Consider the following 23,506-nt stretch of genomic DNA (forward strand, 5'->3'; position numbering starts at 1 on the left):
ACCCAATTGTTCATGGATAGCCGCACTTCGCCGCCGATGGTTAGCGCATTTCAGGGCTCGCACTAAAGAACATCGGCGGTGTGGCGGAGTGTCTCTTAACGATAGCCTTTGTTGCATCCTTCGAGATTGCGGCTGTTGCAGGCGCTCGTTTCTGTGTTCGCCCGCGGTACGCAGTTCGCTTGGCGCGGGTCTCTGCTGGTGCAGTCCGAATTGTCATTGGAGTAAACGGAGCGCGGTGGAAGTGGCGCGGGCTCGCTGTTGCGCGATACCGTGTCTATGCATCCAGCAATGGCGAGGGAGGATGACAGGAAGGCGGCCTTCAAAAAGGGCCGCCCGGAAATCGAGCTTGAAAACATGGATTGGTCCTAAAATGACCGCCAGACCGGCGGCAGGCGCCCCCACGCGTTGCAACACACTATTTCAATCGGCGAACCGTGTCTTTTTCGGGGAAGCAAGTGGCCGCCAGACCGTTTTTCTCCTGCCAGGCACCGATGGAACGCCGTGTCTTGAATCCGGCGAGCCCGTCGGCGCCGCCCACGTCATGGCCGAGCTTCTCCAGACCGCGCTGCATGGCCGCCACGTCGCTGCGGCTGAAGCCGGAGACCTTCTGCCATGGGGCCACGAAACCATTGTCGCCATACATGATGCGGTCGCCCGCATGCCCGATGAAGAGCGCGTAAAGATCGCTCTCATTATAGTCCTTCAGGCGGTAGAAATTCGGCGTGACGATGAAGGCCGGGCCAAAGCGCCCTGCCGGAAGCATCAGATAGCCTTCGGCGCCGAGCTCATGGGCCGGAAAAGCCTTTCCGCCCACGCGTCTGATCCCCAGAGCCTGCCAGTCGGCAATGCTGCGACCCCGGTCGGGGCCTTCGAGCGAGCATGACACATTGCCGGGTAACACAACCTCAAACCCCCAGTCGCGTCCGTTCGCCCAGCCATGCCGGGCGAGATAGTTCGCGATCGAGGCCAGCGTGTCGAGTTCGGAGCCCCAGATGTCGGCGCTGCCGTCGCCATCGCCGTCCACCGCATACTTGAGATAGGAAGTCGGCATGAATTGCGGCTGGCCCATGGCTCCGGCCCAGGAAGAGCGCAGCATGCGCGCACCGACGCCGCGCTTCTCGACCATTTCGAGCGCTGCCAGCACTTCCTGCCGGAACATGTCCTTGCGGGTTGCCAGAAACGCTTTGGTGCCAAGCACCTCGAAGGCATCATAAGGGATCTTGGCGCTGCCAAATCCCGATTCCCGCCCCCAGACGGCCAGCAGGATACCACGCGGCACGCCATAGCGTTTCTCGATTGCGGCAAGACCGGACGTCAGCCTCTGCGCGCGCGCCTTGCCTCCGGAGACCACGCCTCCCACATGCTGGAAATAGGCGGAAGGCGCGCGGAATTCCGCCTGGTGCTGCTTATCGCTGCGCGGCCTGCTTTCTCCGGGCAGAACGAGGTCCGGCAACTTTAGATTGGGCTTCACGCCCGCAAAGGCGGCGTTGAACGTATCGGTGGAAATCCCGCGCGCCCGTGCTTCCGGCCATAAATCCTTGGCAAGCCAGCTTTGGAACTGCTGCTCGACGGATTGTGCGGAGAGGGTTGTAGGGAAGGTGAGAAGACCTGCCAGAAGCGCTGCTGCGGTGAGACCTGCGGTGCGGCGTGAGAGACGCGAAAGCCGGGCCATACTGCTCTTCATGCTGCGTCTCGCCTCTTCAGAATGCGGTGCGTGATTTGAGGGCGGCGGCAAGCGTGCCCTCGTCCAGATAATCGAGTTCGCCGCCGACCGGCACGCCATGGGCGAGACGGGTGACCTTCACATCCATGCCTGCCATCTGATCGGTGATGTAGTGGGCGGTGGTCTGGCCCTCGACGGTCGCATTGACCGCGAGAATGATCTCCGAAACGCCGCCTTCTGCGACCCGGCTCACCAACCCCTTGATGTTGAGATCGTCCGGCCCCACGCCATCGAGTGGTGACAGCGTTCCGCCCAGCACGTGATAGCGAGCGTTCATCGCACCGGCCCGCTCCAGCGCCCACAGGTCGGAGACATCCTCCACGACGATGATCGTGGCCCCGTCTCGGCGCGGATCGGTACAGATGGTGCAAGGATCGCTGGTGTCGACATTGCCGCAGGTGGAGCAGATGCGCACGCGCTCAAGCGCCTCGGCCATGGCCGAGGAGAGCGGCGCGAAGAGCTGCTCCTTCTTCTTGATGAGATGCAGCGCAGCCCGCCGGGCCGAGCGCGGCCCAAGCCCCGGCACACGGGCCAGAAGCTGGATGAGGCGCTCGATTTCAGGGCCGGCGATGGCTTTCGACATTGTGCTGCAAGCTCCCGGTCAGAACGGCAGCTTCATTCCCGGCGGGATCGGCAGGCCGGCCGTCATTTCCTGCGTCTTGCTCTGCATTTCGGCCTCGATCTTGGCCTTGGCGTCGTTGTGGGCGGCAAGGATCAGGTCTTCGAGAATTTCCGCCTCGTCTTCCTTGAGAAGCGAAGGATCGATCTTGATGCCCTTCAGCTCGAATTTGCCTGAAAGCGTCACCTTCACGGCGCCGCCTCCCGCCTGGCCCTCGGCCTCCATCTTCGAGATTTCTTCCTGCATGGCCTGAAATTTGGCCTGCATTTCCTTGGCCTTGCCCATGAGGCCCATGAGATCACGCATGTTGGTCTCCAGTTTGATCAGAAGTCGTCGTCATCGTCGTCCGGCTCGATTGCCGCGACGGGGCCGGCCTCTTCCTCAGCCACCACGTCGGGAATGCGCACATCCACGATGCGCGCGCCGGGATATTGTTGCAGGATCGCCGCGACCACCGGATCTGCTTTGGCATCGGCGATGGCGCTTTCGCGCCGGCCGGTTTCCTGTTCCGCCAGCGTCTGGCTGCCGGGCTCGCTCGATATCGAGACGATCCAGCGCCGCCCTGTCCAGTCCTTGAGCCGGTTGGTCAGATCGCCGAGCAACGTCTTGGGCGCATCGTCCGTGAGATTGACCGCAAGATGTCCCGGCTCGATGCGCACCAGCCGCACATAGCGCTTGAAGAGCACCTTGAAGGCCATGTCGCGCTTCGAATCGGCAAGATTGGCGATGTCCTCAAGTGAGGCGAGCGGCACGGCGTCGGGCTCGGCCTGCGGCGTCGCGATGGGCGCAGCCTGTATCGGGGCTTGCTCCTGCATGGGAGCCGCTTGCACCAGCCGCATCGTCTGCCCGCCGCCGGAAACCGGCATGCGCTGGCCGGCGACGGCACTCGCCATGGGCATGCCGCCCCCTTGTCCGCCGCCACTATTGGCCAGAGACGAGGCCGGTAGCCCTCCGGGTTGCCCACCGCCATTGCCTGCGCCTGCAGGGCGATTTTCCAGATCCTTCAACGCCTCGTCGAGGGTCGGCAGATTTGCCGCATGCGCGATACGGATCAGCACCATCTCACCTGCCGCAACGGGCCGGTTGGAACTTTGCACCTCCTGAATACCCTTCAGGAGCATCTGCCAGGCGCGCGAAAGAACCCGTATGGACAGCGATTTCGAAAAATCCGCGCCGCGTGTGCGTTCGTCCTCGGAAAGGGCGGCGTCCTCGGCGGCTTCCGGCACGAAGCGCAGTCGCGTCACCAGGTGGTTGAATTCGGCAAGATCGTTCAGCACCGTTGCCGGATCGGCGCCCACATCGTATTGCGCGCGGAATTCGGCAAGGGCCGCGGCCACATCGCCCTTCATCAGGTGTTCGAACAGGTCGATCACCCGGCTGCGGTCGGCGAGCCCCAGCATGTCGCGCACGGTCTCGGCGGTCACCTTGCCGGAGGAATGGGCGATCGCCTGGTCGAAGATCGACTGGGCATCGCGCATCGAGCCTTCGGCAGCGCGCGCAATCATGGCGAGCGCCTCGTCCTCGGTCTCCACATTCTCCAGCCCGCCGATGCGCGCCAGATCCGTCTTGATGACGGCGGCATCGATGCGGCGCAGGTCGAAGCGCTGGCAGCGCGACAGGATCGTGATGGGAACCTTGCGGATTTCTGTCGTGGCGAAGATGAATTTCACATGCGGCGGCGGTTCCTCAAGCGTCTTCAACAGGCCGTTGAAGGCCTGGTTGGAGAGCATGTGAACCTCGTCGATGATGTAGACCTTGTAGCGGGCCGAAACGGGCGCGTAGCGCACCTGTTCGATGATCTCGCGGATGTCGTCGATGCCCGTATGCGAGGCGGCGTCCATCTCGATCACGTCGACATGGCGCCCCTCGAGAATGGCGCGGCAATGCTCGCCCTCGCTTGAAAGGTCGACGCTCGGCTTGTCGATCGTGTCGGTCTTGTAGTTCAGCGCACGCGCCAGAATGCGGGCGGTCGTGGTCTTGCCCACGCCGCGAACGCCCGTCAGCATCCAGGCCTGGGCGATGCGCCCCGCCGAAAAGGCGTTGGTGAGCGTACGCACCATCGGCTCCTGGCCGATCAGCCCGGAAAAATCGCTTGGCCGGTATTTGCGCGCAAGAACGCGGTAGGCGCCGCCGTTCCTGTCCTGTGCGCTGGTGCCGGTTTCGCTCATTGGGCCGCTGCGCTCCGTCTGATGCCGTGATGTGCCCAGTGTTCACTTCCAGTTCGGCATTCGTCAATCGTTTGCCGAACAAAATGGACAACAGAGCTCGCCACGTGGCCATTGCCTGAGGCGAAAGGACAAGGGGCGACAGGAAAAAGGTGGGAGGCTGGCACGGTGACCCGTGCCGGGCTCGTTAGGGCTGCTTCCTTCCGGACCTGACCCGGTTGGCGAGTGGCTCGTCCACCACCAACCTCCCGGTCCCCATATCGGCAATCGCGGCGGCAAATGCAAGGGAGGATATGCGCTTTCCTGTGGCCCCATAATCATTCGCTTGCAGGCCGGGGCAGCTCAATCTAGCTTGGATCGCAAGAATACTGGGGAGACGCCATGCTGCCGGGCACCAAGACAGGGTTTGAACTCGATCCGCGCCTCGATGCGGAGAGCATTCATGTCATGTGGCTTGGTCTGTGCGAATTGCGTCTGCGTGACGACAAGCGCTGGCCCTGGCTGATTCTCATTCCGCAGCGGCCGGGGACCGAGGAAGTCCACGAGCTTACCCCGCTTGATCAGGCGATGGTCAGTTTCGAGACCAATATGGTTGCCCAGACGCTCAAGGATATGACCGGTTGCACCAAGATCAACACGGCCGCCCTTGGCAATGTGGTGCGCCAGCTTCACATCCACGTGGTCGCCCGCAATGAGGGCGATGCCGGCTGGCCCGGGCCCGTCTGGGGCTATGGGGTACGCGAACCTTATCGGCGAGAAGCGTTGCATCAGCTTGCCGAAACGATTCGCGGCAAGCTATGATCACTGGACCACGCTGAAGGTCCAAATCCCCACATGAACCAATCCGTCTTCGACAATCCGCGCGACGAGGCAAGCCTGCGCGTCGCGTTCTCCGGAAACCGCATCGACCGCCAGTCCGAAACCCGTACGGACGATTCCGCGCAAACTGCGTTAGGCCATCCCGATGCCCGGCTTCTTCTTATGGGTGAGGGGCGCATCTGCCTGCGCATCGAGGGCGAGAACCGCTTTCGGCCCTATTTCCCCTTGTCCGAGGTCGAGACGCTTGGCGGGAAAGTGGCCGAAGCCGTGCTTCTGGGGCATGAGGATGATGTGCCCGTGCTTGCTGTTTCTTTTGGGGGCGATCCCGAAGCGCTGCCGGAAGACATAAAGGCAATCGATTTCCGTTCGGTCTATTCGCAGGGTCTGCTTGATGCGCCGGCGCTTGGCGCCATGGCGCAGGGCGGTGCGCTTCTCGCATGGCATGCGAATCACCGTTTCTGCGGCCGTTGCGGCGGCGAGACGGCGATGCGTGCAGGCGGTTACAAGCGCGTATGCGCTGCCTGCGGCCGCGAACATTTTCCCCGCACCGATCCCGTCGTCATCATGCTGACGGTCAGGAACGGGCGCTGCCTTCTCGGGCGTGGTCCGCACTTTGCGCCCGGCATGATCTCCTGTCTCGCCGGTTTCGTGGAGCCGGGCGAGACCATCGAGGCGGCGGTGCGCCGCGAGACGCTGGAAGAATCGAGCATTGCGGTCGGGCGTGTCTCGTATCACGCGAGCCAGCCCTGGCCTTTCCCTTACACGTTGATGATCGGTTGCTATGCCGAAGGTCTGAGCGATGCCGTCGAGGTGGATGCCAAGGAACTGGAGGCTTGCCGCTGGTTCACGCGGGAGGAAGTGCTCGCCATGATCGACGGGAACCATCCCGAAGACTATCGCCTGCCGCCTCCCGGCGCCATTGCTTCCGTTCTGATCCGCGACTGGGCGGCGCAGGTTGAGGTGTGATCCGACCTCCACGAGGCGAAAGGCTGGTCGGGTATAGGTCGTCCTAGTCTTCGTCCTCGCTCTGCGCGGCGCGGAAGGGATGGGCTTCATAGACGCCCAGAATGCGCACTTCGCGTGAGAAGAAGCCCAGTTCCTCCAGGGCCAGAGCGACATTCTTGTCGTCTGGATGCCCTTCGATGTCGGCGTAAAAGAGTGTCGAGAAGAACTTGCCGCCGAGCTGGTAGCTCTCCAGCTTGGTCATGTTCACGCCGTTCGTGGCGAAGCCCCCCATGGCCTTGTACAATGCTGCCGGGACGTTGCGCACCCGGAAGATGAACGTCGTCACCATGGCCTGGTCGGGCGATGTGCGCTTCGCCCAGTGTTTCTCCTTGGAGAGAACCACAAACCGCGTGACATTGTTGTCGGCGTCCTCGACATGCTCCATGGCGATATCGAGGCCGTACATTTCGGCTGCGAGAAAAGGCGCCAGCGCTGCATTCGAACGCTCGCCCAGTTCCGCCACGAGCCGGGCAGCCCCCGCCGTATCGCCTGCCACCGTGCCTTTCCAGCGGTTCTTGCGGATCACATTGCGGCACTGCCCAAGCGCGTGGATATGGCTGTAGACAGTCTTGATTTCATCGGTCGAAACGCCGGGCAGAACCATCAGGTGAAAATGGATCGGCAGGAAATATTCTCCGACGATATGCAGTTTGGACTGCGGCAAGAGATAGTGAATATCCGCCACGCGACCGGCAAGCGTGTTTTCGATCGGAATCATGGCGAGGTCGCATTTGCCCGATTCAACGGCATTGAAGGCGTCCTCGAAGGTCGGGCAGGGCAGCGGGTCCATGTCCGGAAACATGTTGCGGCACGCCGTGTCGGAGTTGGCTCCGGGTTCGCCCTGGAAGGCAATCTTGTTGGTCTTGGGTGCCATCTTCAAAGGTCCGTCTTCACTGAAAGGATTTCGCGAGCCCGCTCCAGATCCTCCGGCGTGTCGACACCGAGCGGCACGGAGGCCACGATTTCGGCGTCGATGCGCATGCCGGCTTCCAGAGCGCGCAATTGTTCCAGCCTCTCGCGCCGCTCGAGCGGGGAGGGTGAAAGGGTGACGAAGCGCTCGAGCGCTGCGCGTCGATAGGCATAGATGCCGATATGATGGTAGAGCGGCCCGTCGCCCCAGGGCGCCGTGGCTCGCGTGAAATAAAGCGCGCGCAGACGTGCGGCATCGACCGGCGATGGCGTGCCTACGATCTTCACCACATTCGGATTGGTCTTCTCCGCTTCATGGACGATCTCGACGCCCAGCGTGGCGATATCGACCGAGGGCTCTTCGAGAGGCCGCAGCACGGCCTCGATATCGGCCGGCGGTATCGTCGGCAGATCGCCCTGCAGGTTGATGATCGTATCGCAACGGCGTTCGGGATCGATCTTGCCCAGCGCTTCGAAGATGCGGTCTGAGCCCGTCTCGTGATCGCCACGCGTCATCACGGCTTCGAAGCCGGCTTTCTCCACCGCATTCGCGACCTCGCCCGAATCGGTCGCCACCACGATTCTGCCCATACCGCTCTCCGCGGCGCGGGTGGCAACCTGCACGATCATCGGACGGCCGGCGATATCGGCCATGGGCTTGCCGGGAAGGCGGGTTGAGGCCATCCGCGCTGGAATGAGGATGAGGACGGGCATGGGGTGCAATGCTCTCGGGAAACACACAGGTGGCAAAAAGTCTCACAGGTTGAGCCTTATATGTGTTGCAAGCGTCGAGCAAAAGACCTAGTTTCCGCGCGATTTTACCGGCATCGGCCGATCGCGGGGGACACGAGCGCTGGAGACGACGGTTTCCATCTTGCCGCGGGCGTCTGGAAAAGGGAGCCTCAGGGCGAATGAACTCTTTCGAACTCAATAAGATCCTTGGCGCGCTGCTTGGCGCTGTCTTCGTCATCTTCTCCATCAACCTCGTCTCGGATGCGATTTTCCATTCGCCTGCGCCCGAGAAGCCCGGTTATGCGATCGAGGTCGCCGAGAGCGGAGGCGAAGGCGCTGGCAAGGAAGATGCTGCGCCTCAGTCCATCGCGCCGCTTCTGGCTTCTGCCGATCCGGCAAAGGGCGAGAACATCTTCAAGCGCTGCCAGGCTTGCCACACGGTTGAGGAGGGCGGCGCCAACAAGGTCGGCCCGAATCTCTGGGAGATTGTCGACCGTCCGATCGCCAGCCATGAGGGCTTCAGCTATTCGGCCGGCATGAAGGAATTCTCCGAAGGTAACAGCAAGCACTGGACCTACGAGAATCTGGATCACTTCCTGACCAATCCGAAGGGCTTCGTGTCCGGAACCGCCATGGCGTTCGCCGGTCTGAAGAAGATCGAGGACCGCGCCGACGTTATCGCTTATCTGCGCCAGCATGCGGCCAACCCGGTTCCTTTCCCGGCTGCTGAGACCGAAGGTGGCAGCGATGCTTCTGCGACTCCCGCAGAAGGTGCAGCACCCTCTCAGGATGCCGCTCCGGCCGAAGGTGCCACGCAGGACGCTGCTCCGACCGAGCAGGCTCCGGCTGAACAGGCCCCTGCAGAGCAAGCTCCGGCAACCGATGGTGCGACGCAGGAAGGCGGCGCGACCGCCAACTAACGAAAATTTAATTTCGTCACACTTGAAAAAGCCGGGTTCGCCCGGCTTTTTTGTTGGGGCGCTGCATGGGGGCCGGGAACGCGACACCACTTGCCTTGCGCCAGCGATGGTCTACCTTCGACCGGGGAATGAAAAAAAGAGGAGTTCAGGATGCGGGCAATCGGCGCGAGGACGAAAATGGCGGCTTGCCTGGCCGCGGCATTCCTGAGCGCGGGCCTTGTGGCCGGATTTCCCGCCAGTGCGGCGGATGAATGGAGAACGCGTTCCTCGCTGATTGCCCCTGAAAGCGAAACCGCCGCGCCGTTCGAGCATTACGATTATGTCAACAAGGATGCGCCGAAGGGCGGAACGCTGAATGGCGTTGCTCTCGGTACGTTCGACAGCTTCAACCCTTTTATTGTCAGGGGCACGGCTTCTGCGGGGCTCAACTATTTCGGCGGGTTCCTGTGGGACACGCTTATGCAGCAATCCCTGACCGAGCCTGGCACGAGCTATCCATTGATCGCGGAGGCGTTCAAATATCCGGAAGATTTTTCCTCCGCCACTTACCGCATCGATTCCAGAGCCCGCTGGCATGATGGCACGCCGATCACGGCGGAAGACGTGGTCTGGACGCTGGAGATGCTGAAGAAATACAGCCCTCAGCATACGCGGTATTTTTCCAGCGTCACCGAGGCCGTAGCCCTGTCCGAGCGTGAGGTCGAGTTCCGCTTCGACCAGAAGGGCAACAAGGAATTGCCGCACATCATGGGCGACATGCCGATCCTGCCGAAACACTGGTGGGAAGGCACGGATGCGAGCGGCAGGAAGCGCGACTTTACCGAGCCGACGCTCGAGCCGCCACTGGGCAGCGGTCCCTACCGGATCGAGAGCTTCAAGCCCGGTTCGGAAGTGATCTGGAAGCGGGTCGAGGATTACTGGGGCGCCGACCTCCCGGTCAATGTCGGGCGCAACAATATCGACCGCAAGCGCTATACCTATATCCAGGACGAGAACGCGGCCTGGCTTGCCTTCACCAAGGGCGGCCTTCAGGACATCCGCGTGGAAAATCGCGCCCGGCGCTGGGCGACGGAGTACACTTTCCCAGCCTTCAACGCCGGCGATGTGATTAAGAAGGAATTTCACACCGGCGGTGCCGAGCCGATGCAGGGCTTTGTACTAAACACGCGGCGCCCGCAGTTTCAGGACCGTCATGTGCGCCAGGCGCTGACGCTCGCTTTCGATTTCGAAAGCATGAACCGGACGCTGTTCTTTGATTCCTACACCCGCACCGACAGCTATTTCGAGGGAACGGAACTGGCCGCGACCGGGTTGCCGGAAGGCAAGGAACTGGAGATTCTCGACGAATATCGCGACAAGCTGCCCCCGGAAGTTTTCACGGAGCAGTTCAAGCTTCCCGTCTATGACAATCCGCAGGCCGAGCGCACCTATCTGCGCGAGGCGATCAAGCTGTTTGGCGAAGCAGGCTGGACCATCAAGAATGGCCGCATGGTGAACGATAAGGGCGAGCAGTTCCGCATCGAATTCCTGGGCAACAGCCCGACGGACGAGATCACCACCACGCCGTTCATGACGGCGCTGCGCAAGATCGGCATCGATACGTCCCTGCGCATCATCGATCCGTCGCAATATGTAAACCGGGTGCGCAACTTCGAATTCGATGCCGTCGCAAGCATCTTTGTGAACTCGCTTTCACCCGGAAACGAGCAGCGCGAATATTGGGGTTCGCAGGCTGCCGATATCCCTGGTTCCCGCAATCTGGCGGGCGTGAAGGATTCTGTCGTGGACGCGCTTGTGGAGAAGATCGTCTACGCGCCCGACCGCGACACGCTGGTAGCCGCCAGCCGGGCGCTTGATCGGGTTCTGCTGTGGAACTATTACTGGGTGCCCCAGTGGCACGCGCCCTATGTCCGGGTGGCTTTCTGGAACAAGTTCGGCATGCCGGAGAAGCAGCCCGAATATGTCGGCGTGGACCTCGATGCCTGGTGGATCGACGCCGAGCGCGAAAAGGTGCTTGCCTCCAAGTATCGGAGCCAGAATTGAGGGTGCGGCGCGGCGAGACGGGAAGTCTTTCCCGGCGGCAGTTCATCGCCACCGGCTCTGCCGCGATGGCGGTACCGTTTCTCCCTCGCCAGGGGCTTGCCAATATCCAGACGGGGGCGCCGTTGCATGGCCTGTCGGCCTTCGGCGATCTGAAATATCCCGAAGGTTTCACCCGGTTCGATTATGCAAGCCCGGAAGCGCCTCGGGGTGGTGTGTTCAATTTTCAACCTGGCTACTGGTTCTTCAACCAGAACGTCCTGACCTTCAACACGTTGAACTCCTTCGTTCGCACGGGCGATGCACCGCCGCGCATGGAGCTTTGCTTCGATATGCTGATGACGCGGGCCTATGACGAGCCGGATGCGATCTATGGCCTGTTGGCCGAGACCGTGACGGTTTCTGAAGACCGCAACAGCTTCACTTTCAAGCTGAGACCAGAAGCCCGCTTCCATGACGGAACGCCGCTGACGGCAGAGGACGTCGCCCATTCCTATATGTTGATAAAGGAAAAGGGCCATCCTCAGCTCCAGCTTCCCCTTGCCGAGCTGGAGCGGGCGGTTGCCGAAGCCCCCGACAGCGTGCGCCTGGAATTTTCGGGCCGCCAGGCGCAGCGCAACATTCTGGGTGTCGTTACCTATCCGGTGTTCTCGCGGGCTTCCGTGGAGAAGAACGGCTTCGACAGCTCTCGTCTTGTACCGCTTCTGGGCTCGGGCCCCTACAAGGTGGGGCGATTTTCGGCCGGACGTTATATCGAATATGATCGCGTCGAGGACTATTGGGCGCGCGATCTCGGACCGCGCCGCGGCTTCAACCATTTCGACCGGATCCGCATCGATTTCTACCGCGACCGCAATGCCGGCTTCGAGGCGTTCAAGAAGGGCGATACGCTGTGGCGTGAGGAATTCACCGCGCGGACCTGGGCGACGGGCTACGATTTCCCGGCGATCCGCGAGGGCCGTGTCCTGCAGGTCGGCATTCCGAGCGAGAAGCGTCCGTCTCTTTACGGTCTGGTGCTCAATCAGCGGCGCGAGCAGTTTCGCGATGCGCGGGTGCGCGAGGCGGTCGGCCTGTGTTTCGATTTCGAATGGACGAACCGCAACCTTTTCTATGGCGCTTATACGCGCTCCCACTCCTTCTTTCAGAATTCGCCCTACATGGCGGAGGGGCTGCCCTCCGATGCGGAGAGGCCACTTCTGGAGCGGTTTCGCGGCGACGTGCCGGAAGCGGCATTCGGCGAGGCGGTCATGCAGCCGGTCTCCGACGGCACGGGCCGCGACCGGAAGAACCTGCGCGAGGCGCGCCGGCTCCTGACGGAAGCGGGCTGGACCCCGCGCGACGGTATTCTGCACAACGAGAAGGGTACGCGCCTCACTCTCGAATATCTGGTCCGTGACGAGATATTCCTGCGCACGGATGCGGGTTTCACGGAAAATCTGCGGGCGCTGGGCGTCGATGCGAGCATCCGCCTCGTGGACGCTTCGCAATATCAGAGCCGGCAGGTCGGTTTCGATTTCGACATGGTCTCCATGGCGATCGGGCTCGATCCCACGCCCGATGTCGACGGGCTCGAACAACTCTTCCATTCACGCTCGGCGGGACTTGAAGGATCATGGAATCTCTCCGGTACCGCTGATCCGGCCATCGACGAACTGATCGGGATTGCCGGCAAGGCATCGACCCGTGAGGAATTGACCGTGACGCTCAAAGTGCTCGACAGGGTCTTGCGTGCGCGGCGTGAGTGGATTCCAAATTGGCACGCGGCGAATCATCGCGTCGCCCATTGGGATATGTTTGGCTACAGCGCTGAAAAACCGGACTATTTCTTCCCGGTTGAATCGTTGTGGTGGTACGACGCGGAAAAGGCGAAAGCGATTGGCAAGGCTTGATATGGCGGTAAGCGGCGGAAACGCCATGAACCAGCAGCCCGGGTTTGATCCCGTGGCGGGAGCGACCGGCTGATGGGCGCCTATATTCTTCGCAGGCTCCTGCTCATGATCCCGACCCTTCTGGGCATCATGGCCATCTCCTTCATCGTGGTGCAGTTCGCGCCGGGCGGCCCGGTCGAGCAGGTCATCGCTCAGATCACCGGCCAGGCGGGCGGCGCGGATGCGCGCATCTCCGGCGGCGGGGGCGATATGGGCAATTCCTCCTTCGGCGGAGGATCGGTCGAGGGAAGCGGCGTCACCTCCAAATATCGCGGCGCCCAGGGGCTCGATCCCGAGTTCATCGCCTCGCTCGAAAAACAGTTCGGCTTCGACAAACCGCCGCTGGAACGCTTCGGCATGATGCTGTGGAACTACGCGCGTTTCGATTTCGGCGAGAGCTATTTCCGCGACATTTCCGTGATCGACCTGATCCTGGAGAAAATGCCCGTCTCCATTTCGCTGGGGCTGTGGATCACGCTGATTTCCTACGGCATCTCCATCCCGCTCGGCATCCGCAAGGCCGTCAAGGACGGCTCGACCTTCGACGTCTGGACAAGCGGCATTATCATCGTCGCCTATGCGGTTCCGGGCTTTCTCTTTGCCATTCTTCTGATGGTTCTTTTCGCGGGCGGTTCGTTCTTCGACTGGTTCCCCTTGCGCGGCCTGACTTCCGACAATTGGGAAAGTCTGTCCTGGCCGGCGCGCATCCTGGATTATTTCTGGCATCTGGCCCTGCCGCTCACGGCAATGGTCCTGTCCGCCTTCGCCACCACCACGCTTCTGACGAAGAACTCGTTCCTCGATGAAATCCGCAAGCAATATGTCGTGACGGCGCGCGCCAAGGGCCTTTCGGAGCGGCAGGTGCTTTACGGGCACGTCTTTCGCAACGCGATGCTCATCATCATTGCAGGCTTTCCCGGCGCCTTCATCTCCTCCTTCTTCACCGGCTCCCTGCTGATCGAGAGCATCTTCTCGCTCGATGGCCTCGGCCTGCTCGGCTTCCGTTCTGTCATCGATCGCGACTATCCGGTGGTCTTCGCCAACCTCTATATCTTCTCCCTGCTTGGTCTCTTCATAAGCCTGATTTCCGACGTCACCTACACGCTGATCGATCCGCGGATCGATTTCGAGCGGAGGGATGTTTGATGTCGGACATCCAGGCGAAAACCGAGGTGGAAGCCGTGCGCCGGGAGGTTGCGCGTCCGTTCCTTTCGCCGATCAACCAGCGCCGCTGGAAGAACTTCAAGGCCAATCGCCGGGGCTATTGGTCGTTGTGGATCTTCATCGTCCTCTTCGTTCTGTCGCTGTTCGCCGAGTTCATCGCCAACGACAGGCCCGTCCTTGCCTACTACAAGGGCGAGGTCCTGTTTCCGGTGACCGTCGATTACCCGGAGGAGAAATTCGGCGGCTTCCTCGCCGTGACAGACTATCGCGATCCCGTCATCCGCGACGAGATCGAGGCGAATGGCTGGATGATCTGGCCGCCGATCCGCTATTCCTACCGCACGCCCAACAACGAGATTCCCGAAGCCGCTCCCGCCAAGCCTTCCTGGCTCTATAATCGCGAGACGCGCTGCCAGCGCTATCCGGGCGGCGTGGATGACCCCGCCTGCACCATCGGCAACTGGAACTGGTTGGGCACGGACGATCAGGCGCGAGATGTGCTTGCCCGCGTAATCTATGGCTTCCGCATCTCGGTGCTGTTTGGTCTGATCCTGACCGCCGCCTCGGCGCTGATCGGCGTTTCCGCAGGCGCCATTCAAGGCTATTTCGGTGGTTGGACCGATCTTCTGTTCCAGCGTTTCATCGAGATCTGGTCCTCAGTGCCGGTGCTTTATCTTATCCTCATCATTGCCGCCGTCCTGCCGCCGGGCTTCTTCATCCTGCTCGGCATCATGCTTCTGTTTTCCTGGGTGGCCTTCGTCGGCGTGGTGCGCGCGGAGTTCCTTCGTGCGCGCAATTTCGAATATGTGAGCGCGGCGCGGGCGCTTGGCGTCTCCAACCGCACCATCATCTTCCGCCATCTTCTGCCCAATGCCATGGTGGCGACGCTGACCTTCCTGCCTTTCATCCTGAACGGCTCGATCACCACGCTCACCTCGCTCGACTTTCTGGGCTTCGGCCTGCCGCCCGGCTCACCCTCGCTGGGTGAACTGCTGCGTCAGGGACAGCGCAATCTCAACGCGCCATGGCTCGGCATTACGGGCTTCCTGAGCCTATCCATCATGCTGTCGCTGCTGATCTTCGTCGGCGAGGCCGTGCGCGACGCCTTCGACCCGCGGAAGACGTTCAAATGAGTGAAACGCCTCTCCTTTCCATCCGTGACCTGTCGGTCTCCTTCACACAGGGCGACCAGGAAACGCTGGCGGTTGATCATGTTTCGTTCGACATCGCCAAGGGCGAGACAGTGGCGCTGGTGGGTGAATCCGGCTCCGGCAAGTCGGTGACCGCACTCTCCGTGCTGAAACTCCTCCCCTATCCGGCGGCAAGCCATCCCTCAGGCAGCATTCTTTACAAGGATACCGACCTCCTGTCGGCGAACGAGACGGAATTGCGCAAGGTGCGCGGCAACGAGATCGCCATGATCTTCCAGGAGCCGATGACCTCGCTCAATCCGCTTCACACGATTGAGCGGCAAATCGGCGAAATCCTGAAGCTGCACCGCGGCCTTGGCGATGCCGCCGCACGCGAGCGCACGCTGCAACTTCTCAATCAGGTGGGTATACGCGATCCTGAAAAGCGGCTGGATTCCTTCCCGCACCAGCTTTCGGGCGGCCAACGCCAGCGTGTTATGATCGCCATGGCTCTTGCCAACGAACCGGATCTGCTGATCGCCGACGAGCCGACCACCGCGCTCGATGTGACGGTTCAGGCGCAAATCCTGGAGCTGCTCGCCAAGCTGCGGCGCGAGAAATCCATGTCCATGCTTTTCATCACCCATGATCTGGGCATTGTGCGCAAGGTCGCCGACCGCGTCTGCGTGATGACGAAGGGCGAGATCGTCGAGACCGGTCCGACAGCCGAGATTTTCGCCAATCCGCAGCATCCCTATACCCGCCATCTTCTGGCGGCCGAGCCGAAGGGCAAGCCGCCAAAGGCCAATCCCGACGCCGAAACGGTTATGGAAGGTGACGACGTCAAGGTCTGGTTCCCTGTCAAGAAGGGGCTGTTGCGTCGTACGGTCGATTACATCAAGGCGGTGGACGGTGTGAACATCAGGGTTTGCGCCGGACAGACGCTCGGTGTCGTGGGCGAATCCGGCTCCGGCAAGACCACGCTCGGCCTTGCGCTGGCGCGCATGATTTCCTCGCAGGGCGAAATCCGCTTCTGCGGCAAGAATATCGACCAATTGAGCTTCCGCCAGATGCGCCCGCATCGCCGTGCCTTGCAGATCGTCTTTCAGGATCCCTTCGGCTCGCTCAGCCCGCGCATGTCGGTCGCCGAGATCATCCAGGAGGGATTGCGCATTCATGAGCCGGGGCTTTCGGCTGAAGAACGCGATGCCACCGTGGTGGATGTGCTGAAGGAAGTCGGGCTCGACCCGGAGACCCGCTTCCGCTATCCGCACGAGTTTTCCGGCGGCCAGCGCCAGCGCATCGCAATAGCGCGCGCCATGGTCCTGAAACCGCGTTTCGTCATGCTGGACGAGCCCACCTCCGCGCTCGACATGAGCGTCCAGGCGCAGGTGGTCGACCTGCTTCGCGATTTGCAGAAGCGGCATAATCTAGCCTACCTCTTTATCAGCCACGACCTGAAGGTCGTACGGGCGCTCGCCAACAACGTGATTGTCATGCGCGCGGGAAAGGTGGTCGAGACCGGAACCGCCGAGCAGATTTTCGAGGCACCGCAGACCGACTATACGCGCGCGCTCATTGCAGCCGCCTTCAACATCGAGGCGACCCATGGCGGGGTCGTCAGCGAATAGTCTTTTCGGGAGGAGACGTCATGAGCGCAACCGCACGCGGCCGTGTTCTGTTATCCGTTACGGGCTTCAATCCGCACCGCTGGTATGAACTCTTGTCGAAGGAGCGGGAGGTCGTTCTGGAGCCTGAACCCCTCGACGATCCAAGCATCGAATATGCGGTACTATGGAAGCAGAAGCGCGGAATCCTGTCGAAGCTTCCAAACCTGAAGGTCATTTTCTCGATCGGCGCCGGAGTGGACCACATTCTGGCCGACGATCTGCTGCCCGATGTCCCCATCGTGCGCGTTGTCGCCGACAATCTCTCCGAACACATGCGTGAATATATTGCCTGGCGGGTGCTTGATCATCATCGCCAGGGCATGCTCTATCGCAGCCAGCAACGTCAGAAGATCTGGCACGATGCCCGCCAGGTGCTCGCAAAGGAAGTGGCCGTCGGCATCATGGGCTTCGGCCATCTGGGCCGGCAAGCCGCCGAAATGCTGTTGCCCTTCGGCTTCAGGATCAATGGCTGGAGCCGGCGCCCGCAGGAGATGGCCGGCATATCCTGCTATTCGGGTGAGGAGGGGCTGACACCCTTCCTGAACGCTACCGATATTCTGGTCGTGCTTCTGCCTCTCACGCCGCAGACGGACGGCATCGTGAACCGTTCGCTCCTGTCGAAGCTTCGCAAGGACGGCCCGCTCGGTGGCCCATGCCTGATCAATGCCGGTCGCGGGCGTCTGCAACGCGATGACGAAATCCTGAAGGCGCTCGACGAGGGCATACTGAAGGAAGCGAGCCTCGATGTTTTCGAACAGGAGCCGCTGGCGCGCACCAGCCCGCTATGGAACCATCCGCGCGTCTTCATCACGCCCCATGCAGCAGCCACATCCTATGCCGAGCATCTGGCAGGCCCGATGCTGACTCAGATGGACACCTTCGAGCGGGGCGAACCGCTGAGAAACGTCGTCGACCGCGCGACCGGGTATTGATTTTTATCCTTTGCCAGAAGGAGCGCAGGAACACCAACGGAACGGCCCCCTCATCCCCTACCGCTCAAGGCCGGCGATAGCCGGTTGGCTGGCCGTAGAGCGGCGCTATCCGGTCGATGGCCTCACGAAGTGGCTCGCGTGCCACGGTCATGGTGTGGCCATTGGCATGCACCATCTCCAGACTGTCCAGCATGATCGCCACATGTCCGCGCCAGAAGACGAGGTCGCCGCGTCGCAGCGGCGTTTGCGCGGGGTCGAACGGCGCACCAATGCCCCTTGCCTGCATGTCGGTATCGCGCGGCGCCTGCCGGCCTGCCATATGCATGGAAAGCTGCACGAGCCCGGAGCAGTCGATACCGAACCCGCTCGCCCCGCCCCAAAGATAAGGTGTGTGAAGAAACCGTTCGGCGACCGTCACATAGTCCGGCTCCAGAGACGAAATGGGAGACAGGTGCCGGGCGATCATCGCGCTTCCCGAGGCGAGCAGGAAGTAGCGCGTCCCGCGCCTTTCTTCTTCCCCGACAACCCGCAGCGACGCGCCCATGCTGTGTGCGCCGATGATCGGAGCTTTCAGCTCGGCCTTCGGGTAGACGAAGCTGCGCTGGGCGATGACATGGTGGGTCGCTTCTTCGTTGCAGTCGCCCAGCCCCGCCTCGCTGACATAGCCCACATAGCCGTCCCGTTCAGCCTGCACCCATGCCCATCCGGCTTGCCGTTCGAAAACGCGCACAAGCTGACCGCACAGAAACTGCGTGTCCATACCCGCCCCCCTGTCAGGGGCGCTGTGGACGTCGAGCACCGGTGTCGTGACGCGGGCGCTTTCGCCAGCACTGAACCGCGAAGCATCCACCTGGCCTTTCAGGCGCAGGTCGGCGAGGTCGGGCCGGAAGGCATTCAGGCGGCGATCGAGGGATGTCATGAGGAAAGCTCTCCGGCTTTTGCAAGCATCACGTCGCCGAAGCGCTCCACGAACAGAGCGCCCTCCAGCGTGCGCTTGATGAGGACGTTGCGGCGGTCGCGCTCGTCGCGGTGGCGCGAAACCAGTTTGAGCGCGCCCATCGTGTCCAGAGCGCGGGTTATGACGGGCTTGGAGACGCCAAGCTTTTCAGCGAGCCCCCGCACCGTATGCGGGGGCGGATCCAGATAGATTGTGAGAAGAATGGCGAACTGACGTTCAGTCAGGTCGGGCTGCCCCGCCTGTACCTCGGCAAGGCTTACCTGTTGCCACAGTCTGAGCGCCTGCAGGGGGCGCAGCTGGATCGACATGCTTCCGGCTCGTTCCGATCGAAATCAAAACCATTTCGGTTCCGTTTCGATTATGCGATGTCACCCTGCAATGCGCAAGCAGCCTCAATTGCCATAACGTTTGAGGAGAACGGCTTCGAGCGCGCGGATGCCCTGTGCTTCCCCGCCGACGGGGGCATACGGCTTGTCGCTCGGGTTCCAGCCATAGACGTCGAAATGGGCCCAGCTTCGCGCCTGCTCGATGAAACGTCCGAGAAAAAGTGCCGCGACGGGCGAACCTGCAAAACCGTCCAGGGAGACATTGTTCATGTCGGCGATCTTGGAATCGAGCCGCGCGAGATAGGGCTTCCATAGGGGCAGGCGCCAGAGCGGATCGGCCATGGTGTCTGCTGCAAGCGCCAGTTCATCGGCGAGCTCTTCGTCATCGGTAAAGAAGGGTGGCAGGTCCGGCCCGAGCGCAACGCGGGCAGCCCCCGTCAGCGTCGCCATGTCGATCAGCATGTCCGGGGCTTCCTCGTCGGCGAGCGTCAGCGCGTCGGCGAGTACAAGGCGGCCTTCCGCATCCGTATTGCCGATTTCGATGGTCAGCCCCTTACGACTGGAAAGCACGTCGCCGGGGCGGAATGCATTGCCGGCAACGGAATTCTCGACGGCGGGTATCAGGACGCGCAGGCGGATATTGGCGTTTGCCGCCATCAGCATGGAGGCGAGCCCCAGCACATTGGCTGCACCACCCATATCCTTCTTCATGAGCAGCATGTTGGAGGCCGACTTGAGATCGAGCCCGCCCGTGTCGAAACAGACACCCTTGCCGACCAGCGTCACCTTCGGCGCGTTCTGCGGTCCCCACTGGAGGTCGATCAGGCGCGGCGCGGCGCTGGCTGCGCGCCCCACCGCATGGATCATGGGAAAATTCTTATCGAGTAGGGCTTCGCCTGCGACCGTGGAAACCTCGGCGCCATGCCTGGCGGCGAGCGATCGCACGGCTTCTTCCAGCGCGTCGGGACCCATGTGCTCGGCCGGGGTGTTGATCAGGTCACGCGCCAATATGGAGCCGTTGGCCCAGCGTTCGATACGGCTGGCGTCGACACTTTCAGGCACCGTGAAGCGCAGCGCCGCGCGGGGCTTCTTGCCATAGCGGGTGAAGATGTAGGAGCCCAGCATTACCCCCAGAAGGGCGAGTTCGGGTCTGTTCGGTTCCGAGGCAAAATGCCATGCGCCCTCGGGCAGATTGCGCGCCAGGGCTCCCGCTGAAAGCGGCGTGCCTTCCTGCGCCTTGCCGAGCCCGAGGAAGGCGCCACCCAGCGTCCCGTCGCTGCCCGGAAAGGTCAGCACCTTGCCCGCGGCGGCCGAGAAGCCGTTTGCCTTTGCCCAGGCGAGTGCTGCGAGGGGAGCGCCACACTGTTCCAGACCGCCGGGCTCGACCGCGAAGACCGGCAGCGAGCTGGGATCTTTTGCGGCTATCAGCGAAACGGGCATGAGTGGGCTCCTTGAGGCGGCAACAGGCGGATTTTAACCGTCCGTTAGGGTTAACAGAATATTTCTCCTCCTAGAGATTTGGCCGGAGGGCGGCCGAAGCCAATCGGAGGGCGTGGGCAGATGTTTACCGAACAGCGCACGAATGCAACCACTAACAGACTTGCGGCGACGGCGCTGGCGCTGGTCATGGCTGTATCCCTTGCCGGTTGCGCGCGAGACCGCATGACCACCGGTTCAATCAGCCGCAGCACGCCCGGCAATGTCGCCAGCATGAGCGCCCCTCAGCTCAACCAGGCCGCCGACAGCCTCGGCAAGGCCTATGCGCGCAATTCCAAGGATAAGGACACAGCCCTGCGCTATGCCTCCGTTCTGCAGATGAACGGCCGCGTCGACCAGTCGCTTGCCGTTATGCGCAAGGCCGCAATCGACCACCCGAAGGACAGGGGCGTACTCGCCGCCTACGGCAAGGCGCTGGCCGCCGCCGGCGAACTCAAGCCCGCGCTTGAAGCCATCCGCCGTGCACAGACACCGGAATACCCGGATTGGCGCCTCCTGTCCGCAGAAGGCGCGATCCTCGACCAGCTGGGTGACAAGGATTCCGCGCGTGCGCTTTATCGCAAGGCGCTTGACCTTCAGCCCAATGAATCCTCGATCCTGTCCAATCTGGGGATGTCCTACCTTCTGGAAGGCGACCTGAAATCCGCAGAGGCCTATATGCGCCAGGCGGCCCAGGCGCCCGGTGCCGACAGCCGCGTTCGCCAGAATCTGGCGCTCGTCGTCGGCCTTCAGGGGCGCTTCGAAGAGGCCGAGCGGCTTGCCCGGCAGGAATTGTCGCCGGACAAGGCGGAGGCCAATGTCGCTTATCTGCGCTCGATGCTCGCCCAGCAAAATGCCTGGAGCCAGATTTCCGAGGACAAGAAGAAGCGCAACTGAGTTTCTTCAGCCAACCCGCATTTATGAAAAAGGCCGCCAAACTGGCGGCCTTTTGTTTTTACCCTCTCGGGAAAACCGTGACTTCTAGAAAAGCCCTTGCTCGTGGATCTGGATGGCGGCAGGCCCCAGGATCACAGCAAACAACACCGGGATGAAGAACACGATCATCGGCACGGTGAGCTTCGGCGGCAGGGCGGCGGCTTTCTTTTCCGCTTCGTTCAGGCGCATTTCGCGGCTTTCGTCAGCAAGAACCCTGAGCGCGTGACTGACTGGCGTTCCGTAACGCTCGGCCTGGGTCAGCGCCTGCGAAACGCTTTTCACGGTTTCCAGACCTGTGCGCGAGGCCAGGTTGTCATAGGCTTGTCTGCGCTCTTGCAGGAAGGAGAGCTCGGCATTCGTCAGAACCAGCTCTTCGGCGAGCGGCACTGACTGGGCGCCAATCTCGTCGGCGACACGGCGGAAGGCCGCTTCGACCGACATGCCCGATTCCACGCAGATGAGCATCAGGTCCAGTGCGTCCGGCCAGGCTCTCTGGATCGACTGCTTTCGCTTCGTGGCGAGGTTCGACACATAGAGCACCGGTGCGTAGAAGCCTGCATACCCCGCCAGAACGCAGACGAAGGCGCGGATCAGGAAGGGCTGCTCCGGCAGGCCGTTCATCAGGAAGATATAGATGATCGCGCCCAAGAGGGTGATGATCGGCAGAAGCAGGCGGAAAAACAGGAACTTGGTAATCGGGTTTTGCCCGCGAAAGCCGGCCATCCGGAGCTTGTTGATGGTCGCATCGTCAGCAAGCGCGCGACGCAGGTCCAGCCGTTCTACGATGGCGCGCATTCCGAGTGACTGCTTCTCGCGCAGGCCGCGCCGGCGCTGATCGGCTTCCGCAGCCAGTCGCGCGCGTTGCTTCGCGCGCAGTTCCTCGCGTTCCAGCGCTACGCTTTTCATGCGCGATTTGAGCGGATCTCCGCCAAGGGCAGGCAACAGGGTAAACACGGTTGCGAACACGGCAACCGCAACCAGCATGGCGATGAGAAAGCTCGGATTGATGACTGCGCCAATTACGTTGCCTGGCATGTCACACCTCGAAATTGATCATCTTGCGCATCATCAGGATACCGGACAGCATCCAGATGCCGGAGGCACCGAGGATCAGATGGCCGATGCTCGTGGTGAAGAGCGGTATGATGTAGGAAGGGCTCGTCAGATAGACGAGGAAAGCAACAATGAACGGCAGCGCGCCGATGATCACGGCGGAGGCCTTGGCTTCCATGGAAAGCGCCTGCACCTTCGCCTTCATTTTCTTTCGGTTGCGCAGGACGCGCGAGAGATTGGCGAGCGCTTCCGACAGATTGCCGCCGGCCTGCGACTGAATCTGGACGACGATGCCGAAGAATGCGGCTTCAGGACATGGCATGGTTTCGCTCATGCGCATGCAGGCTTCCGGGGTCGAAATGCCGAGCTGCTGCGATTCCACGATGCGGCGGAACTCCGTTTTCACGGGCTCCTGCGACTCGCTGGCGATAAGGCGGATGCCGTCATTGATTGGAAGGCCCGACTTGACGGCGCGCACGATGACATCGAGCGCATTCGGAAACTCGTTCAGAAAAGCTTTCACGCGCCGTTGACGCTTGAAGATGACGAACCAGCGGGGAAGGCCGAGCCCCCCGACGAGAAGGGCTGCAGGCAGCACGAGAAGCGGTGCGCCGACGATGAACAGAACCGCAGTCAGCACGAGGCCGCAAATCACCGAGATGATGTGAAACCGCTCGACCGAAACAGACATGCCCGCCTGACGAAGCTGCAGCTTCAGTGGCGGCTTGCGCATGCGCGAATCGCGGTCCTTCTGCTTCTGATCGAGATCTTTCAGCGAATCCTGGATCGATTTGCGGCGCTTCGTGGCTTCGTTTACCCGGTCGCGTGCGGCTTTGACGGCTGCCCGGTCCGTCTGCGCCTGCTTGACGCTTTCCAGCCGTCGCCCCGCCTTGCGTTCGTTGCTGATGCTGTTGAACATGAACGCATAGGCCACTGCTCCCGCGCTCATGCCGGCGAGCAGGATGAAAACGAGCAATGTCGTGTCGAAGCCGAACATGTCG

General features: G+C 61.8%; 21 protein-coding genes and 1 other RNA gene. 10 read left to right on the forward strand and 12 right to left on the reverse strand.

The features are described 5' to 3' along the window. Positions 1–415: 415 nt before the first annotated feature. The 5 genes from NA8A_RS01200 to ffs all read right to left on the reverse strand — a co-directional run bounded on the left by NA8A_RS01200 (position 416) and on the right by ffs (position 4,756). Positions 416–1,684 (reverse strand): lytic murein transglycosylase, encoded by a 1,269-nt coding sequence (locus NA8A_RS01200; RefSeq protein ID WP_143087925.1) that lies wholly within the window; start codon positions 1,682–1,684, stop codon positions 416–418. A gap of 16 nt (positions 1,685–1,700) precedes the next feature. Continuing rightward, entirely contained in the window at positions 1,701–2,306 is a 606-nt protein-coding gene (gene recR, locus NA8A_RS01205) for a recombination mediator RecR (protein WP_009449390.1), read from the reverse strand. 18 nt (positions 2,307–2,324) lie between these two features. Continuing rightward, entirely contained in the window at positions 2,325–2,648 is a 324-nt protein-coding gene (locus NA8A_RS01210) for a YbaB/EbfC family nucleoid-associated protein (RefSeq protein ID WP_009449391.1), read from the reverse strand. A 17-nt stretch (positions 2,649–2,665) separates the two neighbouring features. After that, complete coding sequence (locus NA8A_RS01215; protein ID WP_009449392.1) at positions 2,666–4,510, reverse strand: DNA polymerase III subunit gamma/tau; 1,845 nt, start codon at positions 4,508–4,510, stop codon at positions 2,666–2,668. Positions 4,511–4,659: 149 nt separating this feature from the next. Next, positions 4,660–4,756, reverse strand: an RNA gene (gene ffs / locus NA8A_RS24565) — signal recognition particle sRNA small type. Positions 4,757–4,888: 132 nt separating this feature from the next. On the opposite strand from ffs, the gene NA8A_RS01220 reads away from it, so the two are divergent. Together NA8A_RS01220 and nudC are read left to right on the forward strand one after the other, a co-directional pair. Further along, positions 4,889–5,308: an HIT domain-containing protein gene (locus NA8A_RS01220; RefSeq protein ID WP_009449393.1), complete on the forward strand. Its 420-nt coding sequence runs from the start codon at positions 4,889–4,891 to the stop codon at positions 5,306–5,308. A gap of 33 nt (positions 5,309–5,341) precedes the next feature. Next, entirely contained in the window at positions 5,342–6,292 is a 951-nt protein-coding gene (nudC, locus tag NA8A_RS01225; RefSeq protein ID WP_009449394.1) for an NAD(+) diphosphatase, read from the forward strand. A 43-nt stretch (positions 6,293–6,335) separates the two neighbouring features. On the opposite strand, the gene NA8A_RS01230 is transcribed toward nudC, so the two are convergent. Both NA8A_RS01230 and NA8A_RS01235 read right to left on the reverse strand, forming a co-directional pair. Then, positions 6,336–7,205, reverse strand: coding sequence for a prephenate dehydratase (locus tag NA8A_RS01230; RefSeq protein ID WP_040671495.1), 870 nt, complete (start codon positions 7,203–7,205; stop codon positions 6,336–6,338). A 2-nt stretch (positions 7,206–7,207) separates the two neighbouring features. After that, positions 7,208–7,954: a 3-deoxy-manno-octulosonate cytidylyltransferase gene (locus NA8A_RS01235; RefSeq protein WP_009449396.1), complete on the reverse strand. Its 747-nt coding sequence runs from the start codon at positions 7,952–7,954 to the stop codon at positions 7,208–7,210. Positions 7,955–8,151: 197 nt separating this feature from the next. Here NA8A_RS01235 and NA8A_RS01240 point away from each other — a divergent pair, with 197 nt between their 5' ends. From NA8A_RS01240 to NA8A_RS01270, 7 genes are all read left to right on the forward strand, one after another. Beyond that, complete coding sequence (locus NA8A_RS01240; RefSeq protein WP_009449397.1) at positions 8,152–8,892, forward strand: c-type cytochrome; 741 nt, start codon at positions 8,152–8,154, stop codon at positions 8,890–8,892. A gap of 150 nt (positions 8,893–9,042) precedes the next feature. Beyond that, entirely contained in the window at positions 9,043–10,935 is a 1,893-nt protein-coding gene (locus NA8A_RS01245; protein ID WP_009449398.1) for an extracellular solute-binding protein, read from the forward strand. 65 nt (positions 10,936–11,000) lie between these two features. Then, entirely contained in the window at positions 11,001–12,821 is a 1,821-nt protein-coding gene (locus NA8A_RS01250; protein WP_051017937.1) for an extracellular solute-binding protein, read from the forward strand. A 72-nt stretch (positions 12,822–12,893) separates the two neighbouring features. After that, complete coding sequence (locus tag NA8A_RS01255) at positions 12,894–14,006, forward strand: microcin C ABC transporter permease YejB (RefSeq protein ID WP_009449400.1); 1,113 nt, start codon at positions 12,894–12,896, stop codon at positions 14,004–14,006. After that, positions 14,006–15,157, forward strand: coding sequence for an ABC transporter permease (locus tag NA8A_RS01260; protein ID WP_009449401.1), 1,152 nt, complete (start codon positions 14,006–14,008; stop codon positions 15,155–15,157). The genes NA8A_RS01255 and NA8A_RS01260 overlap by 1 nt, the downstream gene beginning before the upstream one ends. Next, positions 15,154–16,785 (forward strand): ABC transporter ATP-binding protein, encoded by a 1,632-nt coding sequence (locus NA8A_RS01265; RefSeq protein WP_009449402.1) that lies wholly within the window; start codon positions 15,154–15,156, stop codon positions 16,783–16,785. Before NA8A_RS01260 ends, NA8A_RS01265 begins: the two co-directional genes overlap by 4 nt. Before the next feature lie 20 nt (positions 16,786–16,805). Further along, entirely contained in the window at positions 16,806–17,756 is a 951-nt protein-coding gene (locus NA8A_RS01270) for a 2-hydroxyacid dehydrogenase (RefSeq protein WP_009449403.1), read from the forward strand. A 64-nt stretch (positions 17,757–17,820) separates the two neighbouring features. On the opposite strand, the gene NA8A_RS01275 is transcribed toward NA8A_RS01270, so the two are convergent. From NA8A_RS01275 to NA8A_RS01285, 3 genes are all read right to left on the reverse strand, one after another. Then, complete coding sequence (locus tag NA8A_RS01275) at positions 17,821–18,675, reverse strand: C40 family peptidase (RefSeq protein ID WP_009449404.1); 855 nt, start codon at positions 18,673–18,675, stop codon at positions 17,821–17,823. Further along, positions 18,672–19,022, reverse strand: coding sequence for a MarR family transcriptional regulator (locus tag NA8A_RS01280; RefSeq protein ID WP_009449405.1), 351 nt, complete (start codon positions 19,020–19,022; stop codon positions 18,672–18,674). The genes NA8A_RS01275 and NA8A_RS01280 overlap by 4 nt, the downstream gene beginning before the upstream one ends. Before the next feature lie 84 nt (positions 19,023–19,106). Next, complete coding sequence (locus NA8A_RS01285; protein WP_009449406.1) at positions 19,107–20,480, reverse strand: leucyl aminopeptidase family protein; 1,374 nt, start codon at positions 20,478–20,480, stop codon at positions 19,107–19,109. A 120-nt stretch (positions 20,481–20,600) separates the two neighbouring features. Between NA8A_RS01285 and NA8A_RS01290 the strand changes: the two genes are divergently transcribed. Further along, positions 20,601–21,413 (forward strand): tetratricopeptide repeat protein, encoded by an 813-nt coding sequence (locus tag NA8A_RS01290; RefSeq protein WP_009449407.1) that lies wholly within the window; start codon positions 20,601–20,603, stop codon positions 21,411–21,413. An 84-nt stretch (positions 21,414–21,497) separates the two neighbouring features. On the opposite strand, the gene NA8A_RS01295 is transcribed toward NA8A_RS01290, so the two are convergent. Together NA8A_RS01295 and NA8A_RS01300 are read right to left on the reverse strand one after the other, a co-directional pair. Continuing rightward, a complete protein-coding gene (locus tag NA8A_RS01295) occupies positions 21,498–22,487 on the reverse strand; it encodes a type II secretion system F family protein (protein ID WP_009449408.1) in 990 nt (329 codons plus the stop codon). A gap of 1 nt (position 22,488) precedes the next feature. Beyond that, positions 22,489–23,502 carry a type II secretion system F family protein gene (locus NA8A_RS01300; RefSeq protein ID WP_009449410.1) on the reverse strand — a complete coding sequence of 338 codons (1,014 nt, stop codon included), beginning with the start codon at positions 23,500–23,502 and terminating at the stop codon, positions 22,489–22,491. Positions 23,503–23,506: the final 4 nt, after the last annotated feature.

The organism is Nitratireductor indicus C115, assembly GCF_000300515.1.
GTDB lineage: Bacteria > Pseudomonadota > Alphaproteobacteria > Rhizobiales > Rhizobiaceae > Nitratireductor > Nitratireductor indicus.